This window comes from Paraburkholderia diazotrophica (genome assembly GCF_038900755.1).
Taxonomy (GTDB): Bacteria; Pseudomonadota; Gammaproteobacteria; order Burkholderiales; family Burkholderiaceae; genus Paraburkholderia; species Paraburkholderia diazotrophica_A.
Window position 1 is genome coordinate 1,023,422 of sequence record NZ_JBBPEN010000002.1, and the last position, 6,000, is coordinate 1,029,421.

The following is a 6,000-nucleotide window of genomic DNA, read 5'->3' on the forward strand; positions in this document are numbered from 1 at the left end:
GGTATGCGCCCGTTTGGTCAGGGTGAGGCGCGATGGTAGAATCGCGTCCGCCCTGCCGGGGTGATGAAATTGGTAAACATAGCGGACTTAAAGCATTGAGTGCCCAGCCGGAAACGGCCGGTGCAGAACCCTTCAAATTCGGCGAAACCCCTGACGCGCGCGATGCGCGTTCGAGGCAACGCCGAGCCAAGCCGGTTTTTCATCCTGCCGACAGCGGGACGGAAGGCGCCGGAAGGTGTAGAGACTAGACGGGGGGCGCCTAAGGCGATGGCGTGCAATACGCGCATCGCGATGGCGAAGGCATAGTCCAGCGCACGAACGTGGCTGCCGAACGATCGGGTCGTTTTCGATCATTCTTGATCGTTTTCGACCGTCGTCGATCATGGTCGAGGCAGACGGCGTCGAAAGACGTAGTGTGACGAAAATCCGCCGCTTAACAGCTTGCCGGTTCGAGTCCGGTCCCCGGCACCACGCATTTTCGCGACGTTTTTCCGACGCGCTCGCATCTTTCCAAAGCACGCTTCCGTCCTTACATTCGACCTACGCGTCGCGCCTTCAAACCACCCCTTCGCCCAACCCTTAAGCCCCTGATAAGCCTCGATCCCTACAATCGCGACGATGCGATCAGCAGGCAACATCGGAGGCAACAACTCGCGATAGCGGATGGAGGATGGCGACATGCACAAATGTCACTACCGGTTCCTGTGGCGCACCCGCACAGACGAAGTCCGATGGATTTGCCGTGCGTGCGGGACGCTGATGGTGCGGGGAAAGCTCTACGAACCGCTGTGAACCGCGCGGCGGCCCGCGTGCGGCGCGTCCCGTCAAGCCTCGCGCCCGTGGCGAACAGGCATGGCCAGACGCGGACCGTTGATCTACAGTATGGCGCTGCGCCTCAACAACCACGGAAAAAGCAGAATGCTACTGATCGGCATGATGGATTCACCGTACGTCCGACGCGTCGCCATTTCGCTCGCCGTGCTCGGCCTGCCGTTCGAGCACCGCAGCGTGTCGGTGTTCCGGCACTTCGACGAGTTTGCGAAGGTCAATCCCGTGGTCAAGGCGCCGACCGTCATCGCCGACGACGGCACGATGCTGATCGATTCGTCGCTGATCCTCGACTATCTGGATCATCTGAGCCCGCCGGAAAAACGCCTGATGCCCGCCGAAACCGCCGCGCGCGCGCAGGCGCTACGCGTGATCGGCTTCGCGCTCGCCGCTTGCGAGAAGACGATGCAAAACGTCTACGAAGTGAATCTGCGGCCCGCCGAGCGGCAGCATCAGCCGTGGATCGAGCGCGTGCAGAAACAGCTTTTCGCCGCCTACGATCATCTCGAGAAGGCAATCGAGGGCCACAGCGCGAACGGCTGGCTGTTCGGCGATCGGCTGATGCAGCCGGACATCACGTTGGCCGTCGTGTGGCGGTTCCAGCAGTACATGTTGCCGGGCCTCGTCGATCCGGAGCGCTATCCGGCGCTATCCGCGTTTTCCGCGCGGGCGGAAGCGCTGCCGCAGTTTGTCGCAGCGCCGCTCGAATGACCGTTCGCGCGCGGCCCGACAACGCTTTGCCGGGCGTTCCCGGATTGTTCTAATCCGGCGACAACTATCTTCGCGTTTGGCTCATTTATCTCTAACTATCGGCTCTCTACAATCCATCCATCGAAACAGGTATGCAGAACAGCGCCGCGAAAAACACACGGCGTCATGCGATGGAGAAGGCCATGAGAGCGATCATCGAACGACAGCTTTATCACCCGGCAGTGGTGCTGCCGATGGTGTCGCTCATCCAGATCATGGTGCAGGTGGATTTCAACCTGAGCCAGGCCGGCTTCGTCGTCGCGACGCAAGGCGCGCGCGCCGCGTTGCAACGCTCGCGCGAACTCCTTTGTTCGCTTCATCACTGCGACGCGTGAGTCGCCGCGCTCACGGGCAACTCTTTCTGGCTGACTTTCAAAGGGATTCGCGGCCACGCACTTCGAATGACGCGAGGCAGGCGTAAGATGACCGACTCGATACGCGTTTCGGGAGACTCGCCATGCCACAGCACTTCGACGCCGTTGTGATCGGCACGGGACAGGGCGGCTCGCCGCTCGCTGTGCGGCTTGCCAAAAGCGGTCGCAAGACGGCCGTGATCGAGCGCGAAAAATTCGGCGGCACTTGCGTGAACGTCGGCTGCACGCCGACGAAGGCATATGTGGCGAGCGCCCGTGCCGCCCATGTCGCGCGTCATGCAGCTGACTATGGCGTGCGCGTAGGCGGCGAAGTCACCGTCGATCTCGCGCAGGTGAAGGCGCGCAAGGACGCGATCATCGGACAGTCGCGCGACGGCGTCGAACACTGGTTGCGCAATACGAAGAACGTCACCGTTTTCAAAGGGCATGCGCGCTTCACCGGCCCGCATGCGCTCGCGATCACCGATCCCTCCAGCGGCAACCCGATCGCCGACTTGCAGGCCGACGACATCTTCATCAATACGGGCACGCGCGCCGTCATTCCGCAGATCGACGGCATCGAGCGCATCCGCTATCACACGAACTCGACGCTGCTCGAACTGACCACGTTGCCTGCGCATCTGGCGATCGTCGGCGGCAGCTATATCGCGCTCGAATTCGCGCAGGTGTTCCGTCGTTTCGGCAGTCGCGTGACGGTGATCGTGCGCGGCAATCGCGTGCTGACGCGCGAGGACGAGGATTTCGCGCGCAACGTGCAGGACGTGCTCGCGCGTGAAGGCGTGGAATTCCGTTTCGGCGGCGAGCCGTCGCGCGTCGAGCCGCTGCACGCGGACGGCGACGGCGTGCGCATCTTCTTCGGCGCCGATGCCGCGCCGCTCGAAGCGTCGCATCTGCTCTTCGCGACGGGCCGCCGCCCGAACACCGACGACCTCGGCCTCGATGCCGCAGGCGTCACCGTTGACCGGCACGGCACGCTTCCCGTCGACGGCCAATTGCGCACCGGCGTGCCGGGCATCTGGGCAATCGGCGACGTCAACGGGCGCGGCGCGTTCACGCACACTTCCTATGACGACTACCAGATCGTGTCGGCGAATCTCTTTGATGGCGGCAAGCGCAGCGTCGACGACCGGATCATGGCGTATGCCGTGTTCGTCGATCCGCCGCTTGCGCGCGTCGGCATGTCGGAGAGCGAGGTGCGCAAGGAGGGCCGCGACGCGCTGGTCGCGACGATGCCGATGACGCGCGTCGGCCGCGCGCGCGAGAAAGGCGAGACGCAGGGCTTCATGAAAGTGCTTGTCGACAGGCAGTCGAAGCAGATACTCGGCGCGACGATCCTCGGCGTCGACGGCGACGAGGCGATCCATACGTTCATCGACATCATGACGGCGCGCGCGCCGTACACGACGCTGCAATTCGCGATGCACATCCATCCGACGATCAGCGAGCTGATCCCGACGCTGCTCGACGGTCTCGCGCCTTTGAAGTGAGGTCGGCCATGCAGCTTCGAACGGGCAATCTGTTCAGCGTCGACAATCGTGAGATCAGGCGCGGCGGCGAAGAGCGGGTCGACGTGCTCGTGACGGGGCAGCGGCTGAACGTGGAGCGGATCGTGTCGATGGGGCACGTGAGCCCCGAAGGTTTCTGGTACGACGACTCGCGCGCCGAATGGGTCGTGCTGCTGTCGGGCGCGGCCGTGCTCGAATTCGAAGAAGACGCGACGCTGCACGACATGCGTCCCGGCGATTACGTGCTGATCGAGCCGCATTGCCGGCATCGCGTCGCGTGGACGCATGCCGGGGAGCAGACCGTTTGGCTCGCGATTTATCACGAGCGCTGAGGCTTCGGCGCGTTTGACGATCGTCGACACGCAGGCGCTTCATCGCGGATAATCGGCGGCTGCGGTGCGTCGTTTGTGCGCGCACCGTTTGATCCGGCGGGTGCCGTGCCCGCTTTCATCGCGCCGTGGGTATCGACGGCGCTCCATATATCGTGCGCGGCACGGTGGCTTGCGCCCGTCGGTCGCGCCGATTACCGCATACAGGAACGAACAACCGATGCTGCTCGCGCTCAAGCTCGCACTCGTGCCCGGCTTTCTCGCCGCATTGACGATGGCGGCGCGCGCGTGGGGACCATCGGTTGCGGGTTGGCTGGCGGGACTGCCCGTGGTCGCGGGCCCAATCGTGTTGCTGCTGGCGCTCGAACGCGGGGCGGCATTCGCGGCGCAAGCGTCGGCGGCGTCAATTGCGGCGATTGCCGCGTCAGAGGCATTCAATCTCACGTATGCGTGGACCTGCCGCACGTGTCGTTGGCCTGTTGCGCTTGGCGCCGGATTGCTTGCGTGGGCCGTCGTCGCTGCATCGCTGGTACGGTTGCCGGCGACGCTCGCTTGGTCGCTCGCGGCGGCGTGCGTTGCGGTCGCCGTGTCGCAGGCAGGGTTGCCGCGCGTCGCGGGTGCGGTGCCCTCAGCGCGTGTTGGCGTGGCGGATCTCGTCACGCGCATGGTGGCGGGCGCACTGTTGACGCTCGCCGTGACAACGCTTTCCGCATCGATGGGCGCCGCGTGGAGCGGGATGCTGTCGGTGTTTCCGTTGCTCGGCATCGTGCTCGCGGTCTCGACGCAACGCACGCACGGCATCGGCTGCGTCGCGCTGTTGATGCGCGGCATGGTGATCGGACGTGCGTCGTTCGCGGCGTTCTTCGCTGTCGTCGCGCTGATGCTGCCGACGCTCGGCGTGCTGCCCGCGTTTGCTTGTGGCGCAGTCGTGTCGGTACTCGTGCATGGCGCGACGAAGCGGCTGATCGCGATGTCGCGCAAGCCGAACGCGCCGCTTGCCGCGCTCGATTGAGCCTGGGTTCAGGAACACGCGATGCCACAAAGCCCCGCACACCCTTCCCGCATCGGCCTGATTTCGGATACGCACAATCTCGTGCGCCCCGAAGCATTGGCGCATCTCGCCGGATGCGAGGCGATCGTTCATGCCGGTGACATCTGCAATCAGGCTGTGCTCGATGCGCTCGCGCAGATTGCGCCGTTGACGGTCGTGCGCGGCAACAACGACATGGGCGAATGGGCTGAGGCGATTCCGACGCACGCGACGCTCGTCGTGCAGCAGGTGAAGATTCTCGTCGTCCACGATATCGCCGATGTGCCGCGCAATCTGCACGACGACGATGTGCGCGTCGTCGTGACGGGGCACTCGCACAAGCCGCTGATCGCCGAACGCGATGGCGTGCTGTTCGTCAATCCCGGCAGCGCGGGGCCACGGCGGTTCAAGTTGCCGATCTCGGCGGGCATATTGACGATCGATGGCGCGCGCGTCGGAGCCACGCTGCACACGCTGACGGCATAAAAAAACGGGTCAGCCGAAGCTGACCCGTTTCGTGTGCGCATTTGTCCTGGCTCTGACAGGACGATGCGGTCAAGCGTCACGCACGCGCCGTCGCGGCTGCCGCATACGCTTCTTCGATCTCCGCGGCTTCGCGCTCGCCACGCAGCACGGCATGCGCTTCGGCGTGAGTGCCGACGGACGGACCCGAGCCGAGCAGCGGCTTGCGAGCCGTTTCGCGCAATGCGATCACCGACACGATACCGATCAGCGATGCAGCCATCAGATAGTACGCGGGCATCATCAGATTGCCGGTGCGGTCGACCAGCCACGCAGCGACGAGCGGCGTCGTGCCGCCGAACAGCGACACCGACACATTGAAGCCGATCGCAAGCGCGCCATAGCGGATCTTCGTCGGAAAGAGTGCGGGCAACGACGACGGCATCACGCCCGTGAACGTCGACAGCAGCGCGCCGAGAATCAGCAGCCCGCCGAACACGGGCAACACCGCACCCGTACGGATCAGCAGCAGCGCCGGAATCGACAGAAGGAAAAGACCCACGCAGCCGAGCAGCATCACCGGCTTGCGGCCGATTTTGTCCGACAGGTGGCCCGCATACAGCGTCATCGGCATCATCAGTACCATCACGGCCAGCACGAGGAACAGGCCGTGCGATTCGTTGAAGTGCAGCGTCGCCGACAGATAGCTCGGCAGATACGAC

Annotated in this window: 7 protein-coding genes; 6 read left to right on the top strand and 1 reads right to left on the bottom strand. The window is 64.3% G+C overall.

The features are described from left to right. Window positions 1-918 precede the first annotated feature (918 nt). The 6 genes from AABE10_RS09930 (at window position 919) to AABE10_RS09955 (ending at window position 5,302) form a co-directional block, all read left to right on the top strand. Window positions 919-1,539, top strand: a complete 621-nt coding sequence (locus AABE10_RS09930; RefSeq protein WP_342933063.1) for a glutathione S-transferase — start codon at window positions 919-921, stop codon at window positions 1,537-1,539. A gap of 182 nt (window positions 1,540-1,721) precedes the next feature. Further along, window positions 1,722-1,913 (top strand): hypothetical protein, encoded by a 192-nt coding sequence (locus AABE10_RS09935; protein WP_087735593.1) that lies wholly within the window; start codon window positions 1,722-1,724, stop codon window positions 1,911-1,913. Window positions 1,914-2,035: 122 nt separating this feature from the next. Next, the gene (locus AABE10_RS09940; protein ID WP_342933064.1) at window positions 2,036-3,439 is read left to right on the top strand and encodes an FAD-containing oxidoreductase; all 1,404 of its coding nucleotides are present in this window, start codon (window positions 2,036-2,038) and stop codon (window positions 3,437-3,439) included. Window positions 3,440-3,447: 8 nt separating this feature from the next. Beyond that, on the top strand, window positions 3,448-3,789 hold the full coding sequence (locus AABE10_RS09945) for a cupin domain-containing protein (protein ID WP_342933065.1): 342 nt from the start codon (window positions 3,448-3,450) through the stop codon (window positions 3,787-3,789). Window positions 3,790-4,006: 217 nt separating this feature from the next. Further along, a complete protein-coding gene (locus AABE10_RS09950; protein WP_342933066.1) occupies window positions 4,007-4,798 on the top strand; it encodes a hypothetical protein in 792 nt (263 codons plus the stop codon). A 21-nt stretch (window positions 4,799-4,819) separates the two neighbouring features. Beyond that, window positions 4,820-5,302, top strand: coding sequence for a metallophosphoesterase family protein (locus AABE10_RS09955; protein WP_342933067.1), 483 nt, complete (start codon window positions 4,820-4,822; stop codon window positions 5,300-5,302). Window positions 5,303-5,378: 76 nt separating this feature from the next. On the opposite strand, the gene AABE10_RS09960 is transcribed toward AABE10_RS09955, so the two are convergent. Next, the coding region (locus AABE10_RS09960) for an MFS transporter (protein ID WP_342933068.1) at window positions 5,379-6,000 on the bottom strand (622 nt) is incomplete at its 5' end.